The organism is Streptomyces sp. EDA2-14 (genome assembly GCF_054963755.1).
Map to the genome: position 1 here is coordinate 165819 of NZ_JBUEGE010000013.1, position 21058 is coordinate 186876.

Below are 21058 nucleotides of genomic sequence, written 5' to 3' on the forward strand. Positions count from 1 at the left end.
CAACATGAGTGATGTCCGCGAGAACCTCACGTACGAAAAGTTCGGCGTCGCCATGCGCGAGCTCGCGCAGACCATCGCCGACGACGGCTACCGGCCGGACATCATCCTCAGCATCGCGCGCGGCGGCGTCTTCGTCGCCGGCGGGCTCGGGTACGCGCTGGACGTGAAGAACATCCACCTGGTGAACGTGGAGTTCTACACGGGCGTCGGCACCACGCTCGAAATGCCGGTCATGCTCGCGCCCGTGCCGAACGCGATCGACTTCAGCGACAAGAAGGTCCTGATCACGGACGACGTCGCGGACACCGGCAAGACGCTGAAGCTCGTCCACGACTTCTGCCTCGACACCGTCGCGGAGGTCCGCTCGGCCGTCGTCTATGAGAAGTCCCACTCACTCGTGAAGTGCGAGTACGTGTGGAAGCGGACGGACGACTGGATCAACTTCCCGTGGAGTGTCTTGCCTCCAGTACATACGTCTGGTGAGGCGCCCAAGGAGAACAAAGAAGCGCTCTGACGTGTGACGATCCCCACGCTGCGACAGGCCCCTCGGTATTCGCCGGGGGGCCTGTGGCGTTGAGAGGCCGTGCAAGGGGGGCTGGTCGGGAGCGTAGGTGCGCTGCCCGAGATCGAGACCGACAGCATGGCGAGAAGACGTGCGTGCAGTACATGAGCTCCAAGGAGCTCACCAAGAAGGGCGCCGACTTCATCCGCCACGGCAAGGGCGACTGGTTCTGCAAGCGGTACCGGGAGATGGTCATCAAGCGGCACGGGGAGATGGACATCTTCCTGGTCTACGGGAGTCAGTTCCTGGAGGAGACGAAGTTCTACTCGGTCTACAACCGCCTGCACCTGGTGGTCGTCGCGTAGACGGAGCACTTCAAGTACTTCTTCGAGATGTCGAGATGGGGCACGTCAGCGGCGATGAGATAGACGGAAATCATGGTCAGCGACCCGTTGTTCGGCTCGCCGAGCTGCATCGCCAAGGAGCCTCAAGTGGCCTTGAGCGAAGATGACTTGGGGTTTCACGTGAAACGCCGCAGTGCGCCGCTTCCGGGTCCGGCGCGCCTTGACCGAGGCGGGCAACGACTGTCAGTGCCGTGCGTCAGACTGGCTCATGCGGCCACGGAGCCTCTGCCAGAAATGGCAGCGGCCCCCTGGGTTCAGCAGGAGGCCGCTCACACCGTTGGGACCATCAACCTTGGAGGTCAACATTCGCAGTCCCAGCAAAAGGAAGTGTAGTTGCCAGGTCGGACATCGGCCCACGTCGAAGATCGGCAGGCTCAACCGATCTCACCAACGGATATCCCGTGACCTGCACGAACGGTCCGCGCGGCGGGATTTTCGGCGCCTTCTGTATTCCGCTTCCGACGAGATCACGAGGACAGTGGTCAAGGCGAGTCTGAGCGGGGTCGGAGCGCTGGCCCTCTTCTGGTGGCATCACCGCAGTTAGCAACCGCTGTTTGTAGAGCGCTTGCGTCCGCCCACGAACATGCGACACAGGCGCTCTACTGCCCGGCCCAGCCCACTACCCAACCCAGCTCCCGTCCCGTCCGCCGTCGACCCACACATCGTGGAGCGGGCGTGGTTCATGGCGTCCAGGTGGAGCGCGCCACTGTACGAACGACCTGGACGCCATGAACCACGTCTGCTCGGCTCTGCCTGGGTCGACGGTGGACGGGACGGGAGCACTCGCAACCACCCGCGGATCCGCACCCGGCAGCGTGTCCCCCTCCCCCCGGTGCCGGCCGATCCCCCGCCGGAGGCATCGTCTGTGAACCCGCCCCCTCACCACACTGCATCTCCCGCCTCGTGCTGCTGGTGCGCTCGGGTCGGGCCTTCCCCTCACCCGGTGTGCCCTGCCTGCTGATCGCTCGTGGCTCTGCGCCCCTCGTCCCGTGCTGCTCCTGGTCGCCGGGGCCGGGTTGGTCCGGGCGGCTTGGGGCCTGCTGGGGTGGGGTGTTGGGCTCGGTCCGGCGCACGTTTTTAGCGGTCAAAGCGTGAAGCGGATCATCCCGTGACAGTGCACTTGTGGCGCGGGGCCGGGGGCCGGGGCGGCGCGGGCCGAAGGCATGAGCGCAAGCCCCGAGCCCCCGTGCCCGCGCAGGCCCGTAGCTCGGGCCTGTGGGGGTGTGATCCGTAGCGAGCGGCTGGATGCCGATTGGCCAGCGCGCCGGATGCCCGAAGGGGCAAGAGCCCCCGCCCCATGGGGCCCCGCGCCGTCAAGGATCAGTGACCGGGCCTGTGGTGACTGCGGTGCTTGCGTGGGGTGTTGGGGCTTCGGGTGCCTGTGTGCGCTGGTGCTGGGCTGTGCGTTCTGCTGGGGCTGCGGGTGTCTGCCGTTCCCCGGTTCGATCGAGCGATCACGCCAGCGGCTTCGTGGTCTCCCCACCCCCTTCCCGCCCGGAACGGGCGGGCTTGATGAGGTAGAGAAACCTGTAACAACTCAGGCGTTCAGAGGCCGTGGACTGGTCGTCTGATCGGTGAGACCGTGCTCGGCTTCTCGGCTGGGGCGTTGGGCCAGCCACCCAGAAACACGCGGTCCTCCGTTGACGGCGTTGCCCTGAAGGACGGTCCGCACATGTTCGAACCCCTGGCTCAGGTAGTAGCGCTGTAGCGGCTCGTTGGTCGTCCACGCGTCCAGGCGAATCCACTTGGCGCCAGCTTTGTACGCTCGTTCGCCTGCCCAATCCAGCATTCGTCCGCCCCAGTTTTGCCCCGCGAAGTCGCGCGAAACAGTCAACTTGTTGATGAACAGGGAGGGCTCGGCCAGTTCCTCATCGGTCCACAACCCCTCTTCGGCTTCGGGTGTGAGCGTGATGGTCCCGGCGGTCTTCTCTCCATCACGCAGCATGAAGACCGTGCCTTGTTCGATGGTCTTCAAGAGGCGGTTGGCGGGATACGGTCGGCTCCACTGATCGCTGCCAAGTCGGCTGATCCAGTCCGCGGCTTCCTCTCGAAAGGCGAGGAGGTGGGCAAGATCGTCTGGCGTCGCGTTGGTGATGATCACTGGGGCTCGTTCTCGTTTCGTCCGGCCAGATCGCCGATCTCGTAGTTCATGCGGTTGAGATCACCGCGCATGGTGGTGATGGTGCATCGAATCGGGCGGTCGTTGGAGTAGCCAGTGCGAGTCCAGAGGAGCACGGGAACCCCGGCGCCAATCTCCAACAGTCGCTCCTCCTCGGGAGTGGGCATGCGGGTTGCGATCTCGTCCCAGTAGCCGAGCTGCTCGATTCCCGCGCTCGCGAGGTAGCGAGTCGTGCCCTCTGCGATGTCCCCCGGCTCGGCTAGGCGCGGAGCCTTCGCCAGCAGCCAATCGGGATAGTGGGTGGCCTGGGTCGACCACGGCACGTCATCCACGAACCGGTGGCAGAACCGCAGCACAGCGCGGGATCCGGTCTCGACTTTCAGGCGTTGAGCGATGTACTCGGGCGTGGTGGTCAGCTCGACGCGGAAGGTCTGGTGAGGGCGCCGGCCTGCGTTGGCTACGTCTGTTGAGAACGCGTCGCCGTTCTGCGGGAAGGTGAGGTTCTCGAAGCGCGAGGCATTGAGTTCGAACACCTCGTGCTTCCGAACCGCGTAGCCGAGCCCTTGGCTGGACGCGATGAGTCCCTGACTCACGAGCAGGTTCAAGCCGGATCGGACCGTGTTCCGTGAGGCGTCGAAGCGCCCGGCAAGTTCAGCCTCAGAAGGCAGCCGAGATCCGGGCCCATACGTGCCGTTGTCGATCTCGCGACGCAGTGCGTCGGCTACCTGTCGGTACTTCGGCTGCTTGCTCATGCCCCCATCATGACGCACTCGCTCAACTTGTTGGTACATGTTCGCGCGAAGTGCTTGACGTCTCACTCTCGGTGCCGCACTCTCATGGGTGTCAGCTTGTACCAACAAGTTGAGCAAGCGGTCCAAATGGGCCGAGTCTGAACTCAAGGGGACAGCTATGCCTTCCTTCAAGATCGACGTTTCGACCGCCGTTGTGTTCGTGGCGACCGCTCCGGAACCGAAGCTGGCGAACAAGGCCACGGGGGAGCGGGCCATGGACCGTGAGACGAACGCCCCGCTGTCGACCGTGGGCCTGCTGGTCTCGGACGAGGGCGACGGGAACCTGTACCAGGTGACCATCCCCGAGACGGGCATCCCCGAGGGCCTGGCGCCCGGTACGCCGGTGAACGTGATCGGCCTGAAGGCCCGCGACTGGGAGAACACGTTCAACGGCGAGAAGCGGCACGGGATCGCCTTCCGCGCGGTCGCGCTCACGACGGTGGCCTGATCATGGCCGACCTGACCATGTTGCTTGAGGCGACGGGCGCCCTCGCGGGTGCCGGTGGCGTCGGCTACGCCAAGGTCCGGGCGCCTCGCGCGTACTGGGCGATGGTGGGCCTGCCGATGGCCTGGGGCCGGTTCTCGTTCTCGTACAAGAACACGATGGACGTGTGCGGGCTGACGGTGCAGCCGTCCGGTCTGCGGGCGTTCATGTCCCGCCGGATCGCCCGTGGTGAGGTTCAGCCGGTGGCGCCGAAGATCCGTCGCCTGCGGGGCACCTCGACCGGCCTGCGGGTGCTGCTCCGCCTCCCGGCCGGTCTGGAGCCCGCCGACATCGCGGCCGCCTCGGAGCGGCTGCGGCACGCCTGGGGCGTCCACGCCGTCCACGTGATCTCGACGAAGCCCGGCTATGTCGAGCTGCGGATGACCGGCTTCGACCTGCTCAAGAGGGTGCAGATGCCGAAGAAGTCCGCGCCTCACGGCCTGGTGGTCCCGGTCGCCCTGCGGGACGACGGCGCGGCCTTCGAGCGGAACTATCGCGAGATCCCGCACGCGCTCACCCTGGGTGCGAACCAGTCCGGCAAGTCCATGTATCAGCGCAACCTGATCAAGGGGCTGGCCCAACTGCCGGTCGCGCTGGTGGGGATCGACTGCAAGCGCGGTGTCGAGCAGTCCCGGTATGCGCCTCGCCTGTCGGCGCTGGCGACCAACCCGGACGATGCGGCCTCGTTGATCGATGTGCTGGTGGCGGAGATGGAGGACCGTTTCGACCTGCTGGCCAAGCACGGCGTCTCGGACCTGTGGGACCTGCCCGAGGATCTGCACCCGGCACCCATCGTGACCCTGGTCGACGAGATCGCCGAACTGTTCCTGATCTCCTCGAAGAAGGATGAGGAGCGTCGGGAGCGGATCGTGACTGGCCTGATCCGGCTGGCCCAGCTCTCCCGCGCAGTCGGCATCTACCTGGAGATCTGCGGGCAGCGCTTCGGCTCCGAGCTGGGCAAGGGCGCGACCATGCTCCGCGCTCAGCTCACCGGCCGCGTGGTCCATCGGGTCAACGACAAGCAGACCGCCGAGATGGGGCTGAACGACGTGGCCCCGGAATCTGTCCCGGTGGCGTGCACGATCCCCGCCGACCGGCCCGGACAGGCCGTGGCTGCGGACTCCTCCGGTGGCTGGGGCCGCATCCGTACCCCGCTGACCTCCGTGGACGAAACCGTGGCGGTCTGCCGCGAGTTCGCCCACCTGATCCCGGACCTTCCGGCCCTCGATCCGTTCCGCCCGGCACCCGCGCCGGTTCCCGCGTCGACGATCCCGCCCATGCCGACCACGGCCCCCGCGATCCCCTGACGCTGCCGCAACTCCGGTCGGCGTGACCGCCTCGCGCCAGGTCCCTACCCCGCCCATGCCCGATTCCGCCCGCTGGAAGGGAGTACGACCCGTGAACCACAACCCCGAGACCCACCGCGACGACTCCGAGCGCACCCGCGACCTGCGCCGCGCGCTGTTCGCCTACCGGCACCGCCAGGGCCACGACCGCTACTTCGCCGAGGTCGTCTGGAGCGCGCTGGGCTACACCCTCGCGCCGCCCGCCGGTCACGGCTATCCCCGCCACGGCGGCTGACCGCCATGGCCACGAGGAAGAAGAAGGCGCCGCCCGCGAAGTGCCCGGACTGCAAGGGACAGGGCGAGGTCGCCGAAACCGTCCGTGTCGGCTCCGCCCGCAAGCGCCGTGAGACCGACGACCGGCAGGCGGCTCTCTGCCTGACCTGCTGGGGCAGCGGCGAAGCCGCCGACTGATCCGAACTGCCGGAGCCGGGCGGCCGGAGATCTGTTCCCCGCCCCGCTCGGGCCCAACCCGCTAGGAGGTGATGACGGTGAACCGCTCGATCCGTCTGGACGCCGTGCTCATCCAAGCCGTGATCGCCGGAGCCCTGTCCTTCTCCCACCTGCACGACCTGGCCGAAGCCGCCGGACAGTCCGGCTGGAAGGCCTGGGCCTACCCGATCAGCGTCGACCTGCTCCTCGTCGCGGCCTGGCGCCGACTGCGCACCGCCCGCGGGGACCGTGCCGCGTGGGCCTGGTTCGTGATCGCGCTGTTCGCCTCGCTCGGCGCCAACATCGCGACCGCCGGTCTCCTCGACCTGGCTCACGTTCCGGCCTGGCTGCGCATCGTCGTCGCCGGATGGCCCGCACTCGCCTTCCTCGGCGGCACGCTCCTCGTCCACACCCCGGGGCCGGCCGAAGTGCCCGCCCCGGAGCCGACCGAGGAACCCGCCACGGTCGACGTGCACCGTCCCGACCCCGCGCCCGAACTCGACGTGCGCCCGGAGCCGGTCGAGCCCGCCGAACTCCCGGCCGTCGAACCGGCCCCGGAGCCCAAGTCCGACCCGGTGAGCGTTCCGCCGGCGCTTTTGGACCACGCCCGCAAGCTCGCCGACAAGCACCACCAGACCACCGGCAGCCCGATCCCGGCCGCGAGCCTGCGCGCCCAACTCGGGCTCCCGGCCCCGGTCGTCGACTCCATCGCCGCACAGCTCCAGCTCACCTGACCAGGAAGGAGCACCACCCTCATGACCGCCTATCGGCGCTTCCGCGATGTCCGTCAGTTCGGCCCGGTGAAGGTCGCCAGCTTCCACGACGGACGCGGGAGGGACCGCCACGCCGCCGCCTGCACGGCGCCCCGCTGCGACTTCTCCACGGAGTACAACGACCGCTCCGCCGCTGAACTCGCCGCCCGCACCCACCGCTGCTCGGTCTAGGAGAGATCTCGTGGATGTCCCGCTCTGGCTCGCCGTGATCGTCGTCGGCTACCTCGGCATCAAGCTCATCCGTCCGCCGATCTGGCTCGTGGTTCTGCTCCTGCTCGGCGGTTACCTCGTCGCCCACAGCTTCCTCGGACCGGCTGTTGGCTCCCTCATCAACTGATCAACCCTGAAAGGAGGTTCAGATCGTGCTCACGCCGAAAGTCCCGGTCAACGACCAGCCGACCGGCCAGATCACCCCGCTCGTCGGGAATGCAGTCGAGCACCAGTCGCCCCCGGCGCTCGCCCCGGTCGCCTCGACCCGGCCCACGGTGCAGCTCACTCCCGGCTCGCTGGCGCTTCTCGTCGGTGGCGGTACGGCTGCGGTCCTCGTGGTCGGAACCGTGCTCGTCTCCATGCTCCTCGCGGTCGCGATCACTGCTGGATCGCTCGCGATCGTCGCACTCGTCATTCGCTCGATCCTCAACCAGGAAAGGAAGCACTGACCATGCGCATCTTCAAGCGTCCCGAGGTAGACCCCGACGTGCAGGAACGGCAGATCTACGAGGCCAAGAACGAGGGCGGCCGGATCCTGCACGAGATCGCCGGACGTATCCAGGACGGCACCGCGACGAAGAGGGACAAGCGCGTCTTCAACGCCACGCGTACGCGCGCCGGTCGCATCAAGTAACGCCCTCCGGGGCGGCCTCGGTCGCCAAACTTCCGCCGCCCCGGACGGCTCCACCCCTCCAGATCCCACGGACCCGAAAGGGAAGAACCATCATGACCCAGCCCACCCCTGCCCGCGCACGCGCCTGCCGAGACTGCGACGGCTTCGCCTCCGCCAAGGTCACCCTGGGCGGCCGCGACCGCCACGGCCACCTGCGCACCATCACGGCTCACTGCACGACCTGTGACGGCACCGGCACCGCTCGCCTGCCGCGCGTCGCCCGGATCGCGGTGGCGTGATGGCCGACCTGACACCGACCCCCGAGCGACCGGGCCTGCACGTCAGCAAGCCTTCTCCTTCCACTCCGGCCACCGCTTCTGCGGTCTGCCATTGCGGCGCCTCGGCCACCGCCAAGGGCGACGCACAGGTGAAAGCCCTCGTTGATGGCTACGCCGCCAACCACGGGTCCGCGCACAACCGGGCGGGACGCTGACATGACCGACGCCGCCACCATGGCGGGCCTGGACCCGGCCACCCTCGCCGACGTGCTGAGGGTGGCCGGGTCCCCCGGCTTCGACCGCATCCAGGACCAGATCCGCCGCACCGGCGGCTGCTCCGACCCCATCCACCTCCAGGGCTCGACCGTCACCCGCGACCGCGCCACCGGCCAGGCCCTGTACTCGTACTCGACCGACACCGAGCCCGGCGGCAAGCTCCGGATCGCCTGCGGCAACCGCCGCGCCTCCCGCTGCCCCTCGTGCGCCTGGACGTACGCGGGCGACACCTACCACCTGATCCGCGCCGGACTCGTCGGCGACCCGGCCAAGGGCACCCCGCCCACGGTCCGCAAACACCCCCGTGTCTTCGCCACGCTGACCGCGCCGAGCTTCGGTCCGGTCCACAACCGGCCCGGCACCCGGCCCTGCCGCTGCGGCACCCGACACCCCGAGGACGCACCCGAGTTGGGCACCCCGCTCGACCCCGACAGCTACGACTACGCGGGCGCGGTGCTGTGGAACAACCACGCCTCCGAGCTGTGGCGCTACTTCACGATCTACCTGCGCCGCGAGATCGCCGCCCGCGCCGGGCTCACCCAGAAGGCGGCCAAGGAACAGTCCCGGCTCTCCTTCGGCAAGGTCGCCGAGTACCAAAAGCGCGGCGCCATCCACTTCCACGCCGTGATCCGCTTCGACGGACCGAGCGGGCCCGACGATCCGCCTCCGCACTGGGCCACCGTCGCCCTGCTCACCGACGCGATCCGTAGCGCGGCTGCTCGCGTCCGCGTCGACCTGGACGCCTCCGGCGACCACCCGGCCCGTGTCCTGTGCTGGGGCGACCGCCTCGACGTGCAGACCATTAAGGCCTTCGGCGACGGCTCCGAGATCACAGAGCAGGCGGTCGCCTCCTACGTGGCCAAGTACGCGACGAAGGCCGCCGAGACGACGGGCACCGTGGACCGCCGCATCGGCAACAAGGAAGCCCTGGTCCTGCTCGACGTGCCCGACCATCCGCGCCGCCTCATCGAAGCGTGCCTGGACCTGCACGACGCCTACCCGGATCGCAAGCTGCGCGATTGGGCTCACATGCTCGGCTTCCGTGGCCACTTCTCCACCAAGTCCCGCCGCTACTCGACGACTCTCGGCGCCCTGCGCCAGGTCCGCGCCGACTACCGCGCCGCCCAACACCGCGCCGCACTCGGCCTGCCCGATCCCGACGAGATCGACGAGGCGACCACGCTGACGCTCGCCCACTGGACGTATGCCGGCCACGGCCACACCCCCGGTGAGTCCTGGATCGCGGCCAACGTCCGCCGCGACATCGAGCAGAACCGCGAACTCGCACGAGAGGAGACAGCAGGGGGTGACTCAGATGGCACGGAGCACTGAGACGAAGAAGCGGTGTGAGACCGAACGCCCCAAGGTCATGTCCCGCGAAGAGTGGCTACAGAAGCATCTTCGGCGTTCGCCTGCTCGGGATGAGGAGTGGGTTCGCCGTGTGCGCTTGCTGCACGGCCGGCCGTAGGGCTACCGCCAGATGGGATCGATCAGGGCGGGATCAAAGATGCGTCGTCCCCGCCCTGCCGGATGGATGATCACGGCTGACAGGCTCTGCAACACGATCTCTCGCTGTCGCTCGATGGGGAGATCAAAGAACTCGGCCACCGACAGGTCTCCTGCTGCCTCTCGTGCCTCCGCCTGCTTCTGGTCCTTGTAGAAGCGGGCTCGCTCCAACTTCAGCTCGTCGCGCTCCTTCTCCTTGGCGGGGAGAAGCTGAAGCAGCGTGGACACGGTGATCTGTTTGGACTTCTCGGCCTCCAGGAGCTGGCCGATATCGGCCAGCACTGCGTCCAACTCGTTTTCCCTGGGCCACTGTTGTTCGGCTGGAACGCTCTGTGTTGAGGCCTTGTCGCGCTGCTCTGCGAGTACGAGTTCCGCGATCAGCTTGTCCACGGGATCGCCTACGCGGCCTACCTTCCCGCACCCGCCGTTGACCACCGAGCACTGATACGAGAACGTAGCGGCCTTCGAATCAGGCTTCCAGCGCGGGTTCACCTGACCTCGGATCTTGGTCTTGCAGAGCCCGCACCGTGCGATACCCGAGAGCAGGTACTTCCGGGCGAGCATCTGCCCCGGCCGCTGCTGCTTCCGCTCAGTGATCGCCGCGCACACCGCCTCCCACTCGGCCAAGGTGTTGATCGGCTCCCACTCGCCCTTGATGGGCTCTCCGTCGTCCCCGTTCAGGATCTCGCCGTGGTAGGTCCGGTAGCCGACCAGTCGGGGGTTGGTCAGGATGTGCTCGACGTGGTGGTGGGCCATGCGCTTCGTGCCGGCGCGCGGGTTGCCCAGTCCTTGTTCCTGCCACCGCGTACGGATCGTGCCGATGCGGACTCCGGCCAAGATCTCCTGCTGAGCTTCCCGGATCGCTTGCGCGGCCTTGGGGTCGACCTTCGTGCGGTCGTCCTTGCGCCATCCGTACGGCGCCGGGCCTCCGCTGTCCCTGCCCTGCTGGGCCAACTCCAGGTGCTTGCGCTTGATCCGGCGGGACGCGTCATGGGACGACTTGTTGGCGAACGCGACCATGATGCGGGCCATCGTCCGTCCGTCAGGCGTCGCCAGGTTCACGTCGTTGGTGACCGTGGCGAACTCGGCCTTCGGCCGCTCGTCGTAGATCTCGATCAGCCGTTCAAGGTCGCGCGGCTGTCGGGCCAAGCGGTCCAGGTCGTACGCGACGATGCCTTGGATGAGTCCGGCGCGGAGATCCTTCAGCATCAGCTCGAACTCGTCGCGCACGACGTTGCGCTTGAACGCTGATACGTCGTTGTCCTCGTAGACCTTCACGGCCTGCCAGGAACGGAGATCGGCAAGGCGCTCACAGTCTTGTCGCTGCCGGGCGACGCCCATCGAGTCGCCCTCGTCGTCCCGAGAGATTCGGGTGTAGATCCCCACCTTGCGCGCCACGATGACCGTGCCTCCCCCTGTGGTCCAAAGCACAGCAAGGCTACTACCGTCATGGAGTCAAGTCAGCCTGGAGCGTTGAACCGCCGGTCGTGCAGCGGGACGGACAGGTGCTCGACGCCTGAGCGGCGCGCGGAGCAATGAAATGAGGGGCCCCGCGGGGCCCCTCATTTCGTGTCCGGGCTGCCCGGCCGACTGCGGCAGGTGGTGCCGGGCAGACGTCTGAGCATGCTTGCTCCGGTGCACACCTCGTACAGCAGCGGGGCTACTTCCTGATGATCGGGGAGAGGGTGTAGGTGCCGTCGAAGACGGTTGGGCGTGGCTGGTACATGCGCAGGACCGGGCGGAAGCGGCCGGGCGGGGTGGGGAGCCAGTTGGCGGCGGCGGCCGGATCGGCGGGGCGTTCCGGCTGGAGGTGGAGGGTCAGGGAGCCGTCCTGGTCGTAGTGCAGTCCGGGGGTGCGGTCGCCGATGGAGTAGCGGTCGATGGGGTTGTCGACCAGGTAGTAGTCGGGCAGGTCGTACATGGTGATCGACCAGAAGGCGTCCACGGGCGGGGTCGTCTCGAATCTCAGGGCGTAGGACCGGGTCCCGTCGAGAGGGTTGCCGTCGCCGTCGTTCCAGGTCATGGCGTAGGCGGCCTCGTAGGCGTGGTTGCCCCAGAGTCCGGCGCGGGCGGACGCGGCGCGGACGGTCCGGGCGGTGGCTCGGTCCGGGATGACCCACTGGGGGGTGTCGAGGGTGCCGGTCTCGAAGAAGTCGAGGTTGTAGTTGAAGGCGTCGTAGGTGAGCTTCCACCCGTTCTGCTCGGGGCTGCTCCCGTGCGTGGTGGCGTACTCCACCCGTTCCTTGCCCTTGAGATACCCGGCCGTCAGCGCCTGCTCCAGCTCGGGCGGGGGAGCGGCGTAGGGGCTGTCGTCGTCGAGGAGGCCGAGCGGGGCGAACCGCTGCTGGTAGCTCTGGTCGGTGGCGGACGGCGGGAAGGCCCGCATCCAGGTGCGCAGCTTCTCGAAGAACCGCAGCGCGGCGCCGCCGACGTCGTGGTGCGGTGCGGGCAGTCCGGCGAGTGGTGGCGTGCCGGTGCCGGTGTCGAGGGGTTCCAGGGTGGTGGCCTGCTGGAGGTCGCGGACGGCGGCGAGGTCGTCCCGGCCCTCGCAGGCCCAGCGGCCCACGAGGGAGGCCACGGCGGTCGGTACCCGAATCCGCGTGGTGCCTGCGGGTACGTCACCGCGCCAACCCGGACCGGTCAGGACGTAGGTTCCGGCGGCGGTTCCGGTGGCGCGCCGGCCGACATAGGCGAAGTTGTCGGTCCACGCATCGACGCACTGGAACACGTAGTACCGCCCGCCGGTGTCGGGCACGCTCAGCACGAGCGGCCCGCCGCTCAGGTCGATCTGGGCGATGGAGTAGACGGTGTCGTTGTTGACGCTGACGAAGGTGTCCTTCGGTCCGGCCAGGCCGGTGGCGTGGCTGAACCGGTTGAAGGGGGCCGCGGGGAGCGAGCCCATGCCCGCACGGGTGAAGCGGTCCACCTCTTCCAGGTTGAACACCATCGGAAAGCCGTAGACGAACGCCTCCGTCGCCAGCTCCTCAAGATCCGACATCCCGCATCACCCTCCAGTGACCAGCCCGGACGGCAAGCTTCACTCAAGGCGCCCGCTCCCGCCATCGGGACAGCCCGGCACCGCCTCGCGTGCCACGACAGACGAAATGAGGGGCCCCGTGGGGCCCCTCATTTCGTGTGCCGGAGAGGGCTAGAACGTGCCCAGCTTGATGATCGAGAGCAGTGCGATCAGCTGGATCGCCGAGGCAGCCAGCGCCTTCGGCCAGGGCAGGTCGTGCGACTTGGAGACCATCGTGGTCAGCAGCGCGCCCGCCGCGATCCAGGTCGCCCAGCCGATGACCTGGACGAACATCGCGTCGCCGCCGAAGAACATGCCGAAGACCAGGCGCGGGGTGTCGGTGAGCGAGGCGATCAGCATGGACAGGCCGACCGTGGGCTGCCAGGCGCCGTCGCCGCCGAGCTGGCGGGCCAGGGTGTGGGTGACGACGCCGAGCACGAAGAAGCTGATCGTGATCGCGATGCCGGTGGTCAGGACGTAGGGGATCGCGGAGGACATCGTGGCGTTGATGACGTCCTCGCGGGCGCCGTCGAAGCCGAAGATCGCCAGGAGTCCGTAGAGGAACGTGACGATCAGGGCCGGGCCCCACATCGCGTAGTCACGCATCTGGAGATACGTCGCCGAGGGGCGCAGCACGACTCCGGACAGCAGCGGCTTCCAGTGCAGGCGGGGGCCGACCGGCCCGGCCGGGCCCGGCGCGCCCGCCTGGTAGGTGGAGCCCTGGCCGTACGCGTACGGGTCGTCGTTCACCGAGAACGCCTGGGTGTGACCGGGGTTGTTCGCGGCGTACGGGTCGTGGGCGCGCGGCGCGTTCGGGTCGCCGAAGTACTCCGGCTCGCCGTGCCCGCCGTTCGCCTGCGGCCACTGCTGCCGCTGTTGCTGCCCGTATCCGTGTTGCTGCTGCTGAGGGGGCCCGTACGGAGGGTGTCCCTGGGGCGCTTCGCGGTTGTCCCGGCCGCGTCCGTTCCTGAATCCAGCCACGTAGTCGAACGTACCTGGTTTCCATGAACGCAATGCCGGGCCAGGGGCTCCGGGCCCGGCATTGCGGCTGAGCTGTGACATCCCTTACGGGGACCCTTAAGGGGGTCAGTCGGCCAAGGGGGTCAGTCGGCGAAGTTGATGCCGAGCAGCGGGGTCCCGCTCGAGGAGATGCCGAGCGTGGACGTGTAGATCCCGGCGGAGGACGAGAGCGTGTCGTCGGTGCGGGACGTCAGGGCGTAGACGGCGCCGTTGCCGCCGTTCTCGCCTGCGGCGCCCACGACGACGTCGCCGCGGCCGTCGTCGTCCAGGTCGTCGACGTGGACGTCGGAGCCGAAGTAGTCCTCCTTCTCATTGGAGTTGGGGACACCAGGGGTGTTCTGGCTGTAGAACTTCGCGCCCGCGCCGGTGATCCCGGAGCCGTCCGCCGCGCCGTACAGGACGGTGACGGAGCCGGCGTCGGTGACGCCGTCCAGGTTCTCGCCCTGGGCGCCGACGACGAGGTCGAGGTGGCCGTCGCCGTTGATGTCGCCGAGGTCGAGCTCCGCACCGAAGGCGTCGCCCTTCTCCCCGGATCCGGGGACGCCCGCGGTGTCCTGGTCGATGGTCTGGATGCCGGAGACGTCCGGGCCCGAGGCCGTGCCGTGCGCGATCAGGACCGCGCCGCCGAGCTGGGCGTGGGCGATGTCGTCGTCCCAGTGGAGGCCGAAGACGATGTCGCCGCGCTGGTCCCCGTCGACGTCGCCGACGTCGGTGATGATTCCGGCGGGCAGCTTCACGGCCCCGGACGCCTTGAGGCCCGACGCGCTGCCGGGGAGGTAGTAGTTGGCGTTGTAGCCGATCTCGGAGTCGTTCTCGAACCCGTTGACGAGCAGGTCGTCGCGGCCGTCGCCGTTGATGTCGCCGGAGTGCAGATTCTTGATGCCGATGCCGCCGGAGCCGCTCTGCACGGGTGCGGTCACGGTCTTCCAGCTCTGGTCGCCGCCCATCCCGATCACGTCGATGGTGGCCGCGTTGGGCGTGGCGACGGCGATGTCGTCCGTGCCGATGCCGTAGAAGTCACCGGCCGCGAGGCGGGCGCCGAAGGCGTCGTGCTTCGTGGGGCGCGGGTCGGTGAGCGTCTTGCCGCCGGACAGGCCGTTCGCGGAGCCCCACAGGATGGCCGCGGTGCCGCCGTCCTTGTCGGTGCCGACGTCCTCGCCCGGGGCGCCGACGACCAGATCGTCGTAGCCGTCGCTGTTGAAGTCGCCGTAGGCGGTGGCGGCGCCGAAGGCGTCGCCGGCCTCGGCCGTGCCGGGCACACCGGTCGAGTTCTGGCTGATGGTGGTGTGTCTGCCGCCGCCGTACAGGACGCTGACCTGTCCGGCCCCGCTCTTCCCGTTGACGTACGCGACGGGCGCGGACACGGCGACGTCCGCCTTTCCGTCCCCGTTGAAGTCCGCGTCGGACGCGGCGACCCCGGGGGTGGCCGCGGTCGCGGATCCCGCCGTGGCGACGAAGAGGCCGCCGGTCAGCGCGGCCGCCGTGGCGGTGGCCAGGGTGAGGCGGAGGCGGGTCGGGGACGGGGCGGGCGTGCGTCTGTGCTTGGCCATTCGGTTGGCTCCTGCGGGAAGGGGACGCCTGGCGGGCGTTCCGTCGACGGTGTGCCGTTCGCGGGGTGTTCGCCGGGAGTTGTCCCGGACGCAGGTCCGCGGTCGGCTCACAGGAGACCGTTGGTGGGGCCGAATGGTTGTACGTGAAACTTGTTTCGTCAGCCGGTGAAGTCCCGTGTGGAGAAGGCCGACCGGGCTTTTCCGGTGCCGGAGAGGATCGTCACCGTGTCCGTGCCGCTGTCCGTGGTGTGCTGGAGGGCGAGGTCGTCCCGGCCGTCGCTGTCGTAGTCGGCGACCGCCACGACGTGTCCCTTGGCGGGGGCCGTGCGCGGTTTCCCGGACCGGACGAGGACTAGGCGCACCCGGTCCGAGGCGTCGGACACCGCGAGTCCGGCCTTGCCGTCGCCGGTGAAGTCGCCCGCGTCGAGCCGGTCGCCGGTGACCCGCAGCGTGCGGGCGGCCGTGCCCCCGCGCCCGTAGATCCTGAGGCCGTCGGTGGTGAGGACGGCGACGCCGAAGCGGCCGAGCGCCGTGTCCTTGCCCGCCGGGTACGCGGTGCCCTTGGTGAAGCCGGTCCGGCCGCCGAGGAGGAGCGTCGAGCGTGCGGTGCCCGCGTGGGCGCGGACCAGGACGTCGTCGGCGCCGTCGCCGTTCAGGTCGGCGGCGGGGCCGGTCGGCACGTTCCCGAAGGCCGGCACGGAGCGGGCGGTGCCGCGCGGGGCGCCGGAGCGGGTGAACGGGCCGGGCAGGACGCTGAGCCGGTTCCCGCTCGCGTGCACCGCCACATCGTTTCTGCCGTCGCCGTCGAAGTCGCCGCACACCGGCTGGTCCGGCCAGTCGTTGCCGAACCGGGCCCGCGCCGGGATCTTCAGCGTGACGCCCTTGCCGGTCAGCCCGGTGGGCGAGCCGAAGAGGATCTGGAGCGGGACGGGCGGCATGCCCTGCCCGTCGTACGGCGGGTCCGTCGACACGATCAGGTCGGCGAAGCCATCCCGGTCGAGGTCGCAGGACGCTTCCGAGGCGAACGTCGCCGGTGCCCGCCCCTTGGTCCGCGCCGCGTTCTTGGCCGGGGTCAGCAACTGCCGTGTCCCCGGGTTCAGTCCGTGGTCCTTGCGGCCGTAGACGACGCCGATGCCGGGGTCGTCGCCGAGCCCGTCGTGCGCGAGGTCGTCGAGGACGAGGTCGGGGGCGCCGTCGCCGTTGAAGTCGCTCGGGACCTTGCTGCCCTTGCCGCGCGGGATCGGCAGCGGCGCGCTGTGCTGCTGCTTGTCCGCCACGGCCACGGGGCGGTGCGCGTCGCCGGGCCCCTCGTCGCCGCCGCACCCCGTGAGCGCGGCGGCGAGCAGCACGGCGCACAGCGCACCGCCGCTCCGTCTGTGACCCCGTATCGACATCGACAACGCCCCCGCCCGTCCCGTGAGTTGACAACTGCCTCATGATGCCGGGCACCCCGTACGGTCGATAAGGGGTACGGGGTGCCGCGTTCGTCACGTGGCGGGGGCGGGGCGCCTAGCCGTCGGTCAGTCGTCGATCGCCGCGCCGAAGCGGGCGGCCAGGGACGGTGCGGACAGTGAGCCCGCCCCGTACGTCCACGAGCCGGACGCCGTGATGCCCCCGGATCCGGCCGAGAACACCCACACCACACCGTCGTTGGCGTTCTCGCCGGGCGCCGCCGCGAGGAGGCCGAAGCGGCCGTCGTCGTTCGGGTCGGTGAAGGAGACCTGGCCGCCGAACTTGTCGCCCTTCTCGGCCGCGCCGGGCACGTCCGCCGAGTTCTGGTTGAAGGCCCGCACATCGGTGGTCCGCAGGCCGAGGGAGGTCCCGCGCATCACCGTCACCGAACCCGCGTCGGCGACGGTCCCGATGTCCTCGCCCGGCGCGCCGATCGCGACGTCGGCGTACCCGTCGCGGTTGGTGTCGCCGACGGACAGGTCGGCGCCCCAGCCGTCGCCCTTCTCGGCGGTGCCGGGCACGTCGTCGGAGTCCTGCGTCCACCACTGCGGTTCGCCGGTGGGGCCGGTGGCCGAGCCGTAGTGGACGCCGACCATGCCGCCGGTCGTCCACTCGCCGCCGTCGTCGGGGCTGTTCGGTTCGCCGGTGACGATGTCGTCCTTGCCGTCGCCGTTGACGTCTCCGGAGGCGGCGACCGGGCCGCCGCGCAGCGTGAGCGTCGGCAGCGGTTCGGCGTCGGCGGCCGTGCCGGGGATGACGTACGACCAGCCGTGGCCGGGCTGGTCGCCGACCGAGACGCCGGAGACCACGAGGTCGGCGAAGCCGTTGGCGTCGTAGTCGCCGGTGGTCAGGGACTTGGGCTGGTTCCCGGTCGGCGCGGCCAGGGTGGCGGCCCGTGCGGTGGCGCTCGGCGCCTTGCCCTTGGGGGCCGCGGCCTTCGGCGCCTTGGGCGCGAAGTCGGTCCGGGAGTCGCGGACCAGGTGCTTCGCCGCCGCGCCGCCGGTGGATCTGGCCGTGGGTGCGGCCTCGTAGCGGAAGATCGCGAGGCCGACCGTGTCGAGGACGGCGAGCAGGTCGCCGTCGCCGCCGTCGGTGAACCGGGCGGCGGCGAGCGCGGAGCCGAACTTGCCGCCCTTCGCGGGCTCGTCGGCCTCGAGTCCCGTACTGACGCTGCCGGTCAGGCCCTTGGGCGTGCCCCACAGGACGACGCCGCCGCCCGAGTCGGTGACCGTGCCGAGGTCCTCGCCGGGGGCGCCGACGATCGCGTCGTCGTAGCCGTCGCCGTCGAGGTCCCCGGTGGCGACGGCCTGCCCGAACGCGTCGCCCGCCTCGGCGGCGCCGGGCACCCCGGCCGTGTTCTGGCTGAGGACGGCGGAGCGGGAGGTCCCCATCCCGCTCGCGCCGCCGTACTGCACGGTGACGATCCCGGCCCCGGCGTGTCCGCCGACGGCGGCTCCGGGGGCGCCGACGAGCACGTCGTCGTAGCCGTCGCCGTTGAAGTCGGTGTTGCGGTCGTCCGCGCGGGTGCTGCCCGGTGTGCCCGCGTACGCGGACGGGGCGGCGGCGATGAACGTACCGGTGAGAAGAAGGAACGAGGCCGCGGCGAGGGCGGCCGTACGGTTCTTGCGCACGTGCGGCTCCTTGGCTGAAGGAAGACCGGGCAGCGCGGGGGGATGACCGGAAAGGGCCCGTTCCTTGTCCGGTGCACGGTTTGACACGGGATCCGACGCAAGGGTTGTACGGGGCGGCGCACGAAAAGAGGGCACCCCGTGTGACACGGGATGCCCTCAAGTCGCTTGCGTGGGACGTTACTTCACCGGTTCGGGCTCCGGCGCGTCCTCGGACTCCGCCTCGCCCGCCGGGTCGACCGGCGTCTTCACGGAGTCGAGCAGGAGCTGGGCCACGTCGACGACCGTGACGGACTCCTTGGCCTTGCCGTCGTTCTTCTTGCCGTTGACCGAGTCGGTCAGCATGACGAGGCAGAACGGGCAGGCGGTGGAGACGATGTCCGGGTTGAGGGAGAGGGCCTCGTCGACACGCTCGTTGTTGATGCGCTTGCCGATCCGCTCCTCCATCCACATCCGCGCGCCACCGGCGCCGCAGCAGAAGCCGCGCTCCTTGTGGCGGTGCATCTCCTCGTTGCGGACTCCGGGGACGCTGGCGATGATCTCGCGCGGCGGCGTGTAGATCTTGTTGTGGCGGCCCAGGTAGCACGGGTCGTGGTAGGTGATGATGCCCTCGACCGGGGTGACCGGCGTCAGCTTGCCCTCGTCGACGAGGTGCTGGAGCAGCTGCGTGTGGTGGATGACCTCGTAGTCGCCACCGATCTGCGGGTACTCGTTGCCGATCGTGTTGAGGCAGTGCGGGCAGGTCGCGACGATCTTCTTGGCCGTCTTCGGCTTCTTCGACTCGTCGGTGACCTTGCCGTCGTCGTCGTACTCCTCGCCGAACGCCATGTTCAGGGACATGACGTTCTCCTGGCCGAGCTGCTGGAACAGCGGCTCGTTGCCGAGGCGGCGGGCGGAGTCACCGGTGCACTTCTCGTCGCCGCCCATGATCGCGAACTTGACGCCCGCGATGTTGAGGAGCTCGGCGAAGGCCTTGGTGGTCTTCTTGGCGCGGTCCTCCAGGGCGCCGGCGCAGCCGACCCAGTACAGGTACTCGACCTCGGTGAGGTCCTCGATGTCCTTGCCGACGACCGGCACCTCGAAGTCGAGTTCCTTGAGCCACTCCAGGCGCTGCTTCTTCGCCAGGCCCCAGGGGTTGCCCTTCTTCTCCAGGTTCTTGAGCATCGTGCCCGCCTCGGACGGGAACGCGGACTCGATCATCACCTGGTAGCGGCGCATGTCGACGATGTGGTCGATGTGCTCGATGTCGACCGGGCACTGCTCGACGCAGGCGCCGCAGGTGGTGCAGGACCACAGGACGTCCGGGTCGATGACGCCGTTCTCCTCGGCCGTCCCGATCAGCGGGCGCTCGGCCTCCGCGAGGGCGGCGGCGGGCACGTCCTTGAGCTGCTCCTCGGTGGCCTGCTCGTTGCCCTCCATGTCCTTGCCGCCACCGGCGAGCAGGTAGGGGGCCTTGGCGTGCGCGTGGTCGCGCAGCGACATGATGAGCAGCTTCGGGGAGAGCGGCTTGCCGGTGTTCCACGCGGGGCACTGCGACTGGCAGCGGCCGCACTCGGTGCAGGTGGAGAAGTCGAGCAGGCCCTTCCAGGAGAAGTGCTCGACCTGGGAGACGCCGTAGACGTCGTCCTCGCCCGGGTCCTCGAAGTCGATCGGCTCGCCCTTGGAGGTCATCGGCTGCAGCGCGCCGAGCGCGACGTCGCCGTCGGCCTGACGCTTGAACCAGATGTTCGGGAAGGCCAGGAAGCGGTGCCAGGCGACACCCATGTCGGTCTTCAGGGCGACCGTGATCATCCAGATGAACGAGGTCGCGATCTTCAGACCGGCGAAGAAGTAGGTGAGGTTCTGGAGGGTGGAGACGTCCATCCCCTCCAGCCAGTTGACCACCGGGTACGAGACGAAGAAGGAGGCCTCGTAGGAGTCCACGTGGTGCTGGGCGCCCTCGAGCGCGTGCAGCATGAAGATGCAGACGCCGACGATCAGGATGACGGCCTCGACGAAGTACGCCTGGCCGAAGTTCGAGCCCGCGAAGCGGGACTTGCGGCCCGCCTTGTTCGGCTTCGACAGCTGGCGGATCGCGATGAGGATCGCGATGCCGATGACCGTCATGGTGCCGATGAACTCGACGAAGATGTTGTACGGCGCCCACTCGCCGATGATCGGGAGCAGCCAGTCGGCCTGGAACAGCTGGCCGATGGCGTTCACGATCGTGAGCAGCAGCGAGAAGAAGCCGACGGCGACGAACCAGTGCGCGAAGCCGACGATGCCCCACTTGTTCATGCGCGTGTGGCCGAGGAACTCCTTGGCCACGGTGACGGTGCGCTGTACGGGTTCGTCGGTACGCGTCCCGGCGGGGACGTTCTGGCCGAGCCGCACGTAGCGGTAGATCTGCGCGATGGCTCGGACGAACAGAGCCACGCCGACCACGATCAGGGCCAGCGACACGATGATCGCGGCGAGTTGCATTTGGGGGCTCCTGGGTACTGATTACTAAGCGGTAACTTAGGTTGTCCGTCTGAGACTACCCACTTACCCGTTCGCAATGTAGTCGCCGGGTTGGTGATCTGTGTCGCCCAGGTAACCCTGTGCTGGGCCGTACGGGGGTGCGGGGGGTCGCGGGGGAGTGCCAAAGCGGATCGTGTTATTCACCCCATATTTGGACAT

At 69.0% G+C, this 21058-nt stretch carries 23 protein-coding genes; 14 read left to right on the plus strand and 9 right to left on the minus strand.

The window, feature by feature from the left end; genetic code table 11:
* Positions 1-4 precede the first annotated feature (4 nt).
* Positions 5-514 (plus strand): phosphoribosyltransferase, encoded by a 510-nt coding sequence (locus tag ACY34M_RS27575; protein WP_462722424.1) that lies wholly within the window; start codon positions 5-7, stop codon positions 512-514.
* Positions 515-657: 143 nt separating this feature from the next.
* Entirely contained in the window at positions 658-867 is a 210-nt protein-coding gene (locus ACY34M_RS27580; RefSeq protein WP_462722425.1) for a hypothetical protein, read from the plus strand.
* 1576 nt (positions 868-2443) lie between these two features.
* Here the strand turns inward: ACY34M_RS27580 and ACY34M_RS27585 are convergent.
* Together ACY34M_RS27585 and ACY34M_RS27590 are read right to left on the minus strand one after the other, a co-directional pair.
* Complete coding sequence (locus ACY34M_RS27585; RefSeq protein WP_462722426.1) at positions 2444-3007, minus strand: GNAT family N-acetyltransferase; 564 nt, start codon at positions 3005-3007, stop codon at positions 2444-2446.
* Positions 3004-3777 carry a GntR family transcriptional regulator gene (locus ACY34M_RS27590; RefSeq protein WP_462722427.1) on the minus strand — a complete coding sequence of 258 codons (774 nt, stop codon included), beginning with the start codon at positions 3775-3777 and terminating at the stop codon, positions 3004-3006. The genes ACY34M_RS27585 and ACY34M_RS27590 overlap by 4 nt, the downstream gene beginning before the upstream one ends.
* 157 nt (positions 3778-3934) lie before the next feature.
* Here ACY34M_RS27590 and ACY34M_RS27595 point away from each other — a divergent pair, with 157 nt between their 5' ends.
* From ACY34M_RS27595 to repSA, 12 genes are all read left to right on the plus strand, one after another.
* Positions 3935-4264 (plus strand): SCO3933 family regulatory protein, encoded by a 330-nt coding sequence (locus ACY34M_RS27595; RefSeq protein WP_462722428.1) that lies wholly within the window; start codon positions 3935-3937, stop codon positions 4262-4264.
* A gap of 2 nt (positions 4265-4266) precedes the next feature.
* Positions 4267-5607 (plus strand): FtsK/SpoIIIE domain-containing protein, encoded by a 1341-nt coding sequence (locus ACY34M_RS27600; RefSeq protein WP_462722429.1) that lies wholly within the window; start codon positions 4267-4269, stop codon positions 5605-5607.
* 91 nt (positions 5608-5698) lie between these two features.
* Positions 5699-5881 carry a hypothetical protein gene (locus ACY34M_RS27605; protein WP_462722430.1) on the plus strand — a complete coding sequence of 61 codons (183 nt, stop codon included), beginning with the start codon at positions 5699-5701 and terminating at the stop codon, positions 5879-5881.
* Between the two features lie 5 nt (positions 5882-5886).
* Positions 5887-6057: a hypothetical protein gene (locus tag ACY34M_RS27610; RefSeq protein WP_462722431.1), complete on the plus strand. Its 171-nt coding sequence runs from the start codon at positions 5887-5889 to the stop codon at positions 6055-6057.
* Positions 6058-6128: 71 nt separating this feature from the next.
* Complete coding sequence (locus ACY34M_RS27615; protein WP_462722432.1) at positions 6129-6809, plus strand: DUF2637 domain-containing protein; 681 nt, start codon at positions 6129-6131, stop codon at positions 6807-6809.
* A gap of 21 nt (positions 6810-6830) precedes the next feature.
* A complete protein-coding gene (locus tag ACY34M_RS27620) occupies positions 6831-7019 on the plus strand; it encodes a mobile element transfer protein (RefSeq protein WP_462722433.1) in 189 nt (62 codons plus the stop codon).
* Between the two features lie 10 nt (positions 7020-7029).
* A complete protein-coding gene (locus ACY34M_RS27625; protein WP_462722434.1) occupies positions 7030-7185 on the plus strand; it encodes a hypothetical protein in 156 nt (51 codons plus the stop codon).
* A 25-nt stretch (positions 7186-7210) separates the two neighbouring features.
* Positions 7211-7507: a SpdD-like protein gene (locus tag ACY34M_RS27630; RefSeq protein WP_462722435.1), complete on the plus strand. Its 297-nt coding sequence runs from the start codon at positions 7211-7213 to the stop codon at positions 7505-7507.
* Positions 7508-7509: 2 nt separating this feature from the next.
* Positions 7510-7692, plus strand: a complete 183-nt coding sequence (locus ACY34M_RS27635; protein ID WP_462722436.1) for a hypothetical protein — start codon at positions 7510-7512, stop codon at positions 7690-7692.
* A gap of 92 nt (positions 7693-7784) precedes the next feature.
* Positions 7785-7970, plus strand: a complete 186-nt coding sequence (locus ACY34M_RS27640; protein ID WP_462722437.1) for a hypothetical protein — start codon at positions 7785-7787, stop codon at positions 7968-7970.
* The gene (locus ACY34M_RS27645) at positions 7970-8164 is read left to right on the plus strand and encodes a hypothetical protein (RefSeq protein WP_462722438.1); all 195 of its coding nucleotides are present in this window, start codon (positions 7970-7972) and stop codon (positions 8162-8164) included. The genes ACY34M_RS27640 and ACY34M_RS27645 overlap by 1 nt, the downstream gene beginning before the upstream one ends.
* Before the next feature lies 1 nt (position 8165).
* A complete protein-coding gene (repSA, locus tag ACY34M_RS27650) occupies positions 8166-9557 on the plus strand; it encodes a replication initiator protein RepSA (RefSeq protein ID WP_462722439.1) in 1392 nt (463 codons plus the stop codon).
* Between the two features lie 138 nt (positions 9558-9695).
* Here repSA and ACY34M_RS27655 read toward each other — a convergent pair whose 3' ends face one another.
* The 7 genes from ACY34M_RS27655 to ACY34M_RS27685 all read right to left on the minus strand — a co-directional run bounded on the left by ACY34M_RS27655 (position 9696) and on the right by ACY34M_RS27685 (position 20860).
* The gene (locus tag ACY34M_RS27655) at positions 9696-11129 is read right to left on the minus strand and encodes a recombinase family protein (protein WP_462722440.1); all 1434 of its coding nucleotides are present in this window, start codon (positions 11127-11129) and stop codon (positions 9696-9698) included.
* Positions 11130-11391: 262 nt separating this feature from the next.
* Complete coding sequence (locus ACY34M_RS27660; protein WP_462722441.1) at positions 11392-12729, minus strand: DUF1254 domain-containing protein; 1338 nt, start codon at positions 12727-12729, stop codon at positions 11392-11394.
* A gap of 150 nt (positions 12730-12879) precedes the next feature.
* Positions 12880-13809 (minus strand): Yip1 family protein, encoded by a 930-nt coding sequence (locus tag ACY34M_RS27665; RefSeq protein WP_462722442.1) that lies wholly within the window; start codon positions 13807-13809, stop codon positions 12880-12882.
* Positions 13810-13850: 41 nt separating this feature from the next.
* Positions 13851-15317: an FG-GAP-like repeat-containing protein gene (locus ACY34M_RS27670; protein ID WP_462722443.1), complete on the minus strand. Its 1467-nt coding sequence runs from the start codon at positions 15315-15317 to the stop codon at positions 13851-13853.
* A gap of 158 nt (positions 15318-15475) precedes the next feature.
* Positions 15476-16711 (minus strand): FG-GAP repeat domain-containing protein, encoded by a 1236-nt coding sequence (locus ACY34M_RS27675; RefSeq protein ID WP_462722444.1) that lies wholly within the window; start codon positions 16709-16711, stop codon positions 15476-15478.
* A 126-nt stretch (positions 16712-16837) separates the two neighbouring features.
* The gene (locus ACY34M_RS27680; RefSeq protein WP_462722445.1) at positions 16838-18400 is read right to left on the minus strand and encodes an FG-GAP repeat protein; all 1563 of its coding nucleotides are present in this window, start codon (positions 18398-18400) and stop codon (positions 16838-16840) included.
* 177 nt (positions 18401-18577) lie between these two features.
* Entirely contained in the window at positions 18578-20860 is a 2283-nt protein-coding gene (locus tag ACY34M_RS27685) for a (Fe-S)-binding protein (RefSeq protein ID WP_462722446.1), read from the minus strand.
* Between the last annotated feature and the right edge of the window lie 198 nt (positions 20861-21058).

Coding starts and splice junctions, on each gene's coding strand:
- ACY34M_RS27575 (WP_462722424.1), top strand. CDS start 5: ATGAGTGATGTCCGCGAGAACCTCACGTACGAAAAGTTCGGCGTCGCC.
- ACY34M_RS27590 (WP_462722427.1), bottom strand. CDS start 3,777: ATGAGCAAGCAGCCGAAGTACCGACAGGTAGCCGACGCACTGCGTCGC.
- ACY34M_RS27595 (WP_462722428.1), top strand. CDS start 3,935: ATGCCTTCCTTCAAGATCGACGTTTCGACCGCCGTTGTGTTCGTGGCG.
- ACY34M_RS27600 (WP_462722429.1), top strand. CDS start 4,267: ATGGCCGACCTGACCATGTTGCTTGAGGCGACGGGCGCCCTCGCGGGT.
- ACY34M_RS27610 (WP_462722431.1), top strand. CDS start 5,887: ATGGCCACGAGGAAGAAGAAGGCGCCGCCCGCGAAGTGCCCGGACTGC.
- ACY34M_RS27615 (WP_462722432.1), top strand. CDS start 6,129: ATGACGGTGAACCGCTCGATCCGTCTGGACGCCGTGCTCATCCAAGCC.
- ACY34M_RS27620 (WP_462722433.1), top strand. CDS start 6,831: ATGACCGCCTATCGGCGCTTCCGCGATGTCCGTCAGTTCGGCCCGGTG.
- ACY34M_RS27635 (WP_462722436.1), top strand. CDS start 7,510: ATGCGCATCTTCAAGCGTCCCGAGGTAGACCCCGACGTGCAGGAACGG.
- ACY34M_RS27640 (WP_462722437.1), top strand. CDS start 7,785: ATGACCCAGCCCACCCCTGCCCGCGCACGCGCCTGCCGAGACTGCGAC.
- ACY34M_RS27645 (WP_462722438.1), top strand. CDS start 7,970: ATGGCCGACCTGACACCGACCCCCGAGCGACCGGGCCTGCACGTCAGC.
- repSA (WP_462722439.1), top strand. CDS start 8,166: ATGACCGACGCCGCCACCATGGCGGGCCTGGACCCGGCCACCCTCGCC.
- ACY34M_RS27660 (WP_462722441.1), bottom strand. CDS start 12,729: ATGTCGGATCTTGAGGAGCTGGCGACGGAGGCGTTCGTCTACGGCTTT.
- ACY34M_RS27665 (WP_462722442.1), bottom strand. CDS start 13,809: ATGTCACAGCTCAGCCGCAATGCCGGGCCCGGAGCCCCTGGCCCGGCA.
- ACY34M_RS27670 (WP_462722443.1), bottom strand. CDS start 15,317: ATGGCCAAGCACAGACGCACGCCCGCCCCGTCCCCGACCCGCCTCCGC.
- ACY34M_RS27675 (WP_462722444.1), bottom strand. CDS start 16,711: ATGTCGATACGGGGTCACAGACGGAGCGGCGGTGCGCTGTGCGCCGTG.
- ACY34M_RS27685 (WP_462722446.1), bottom strand. CDS start 20,860: ATGCAACTCGCCGCGATCATCGTGTCGCTGGCCCTGATCGTGGTCGGC.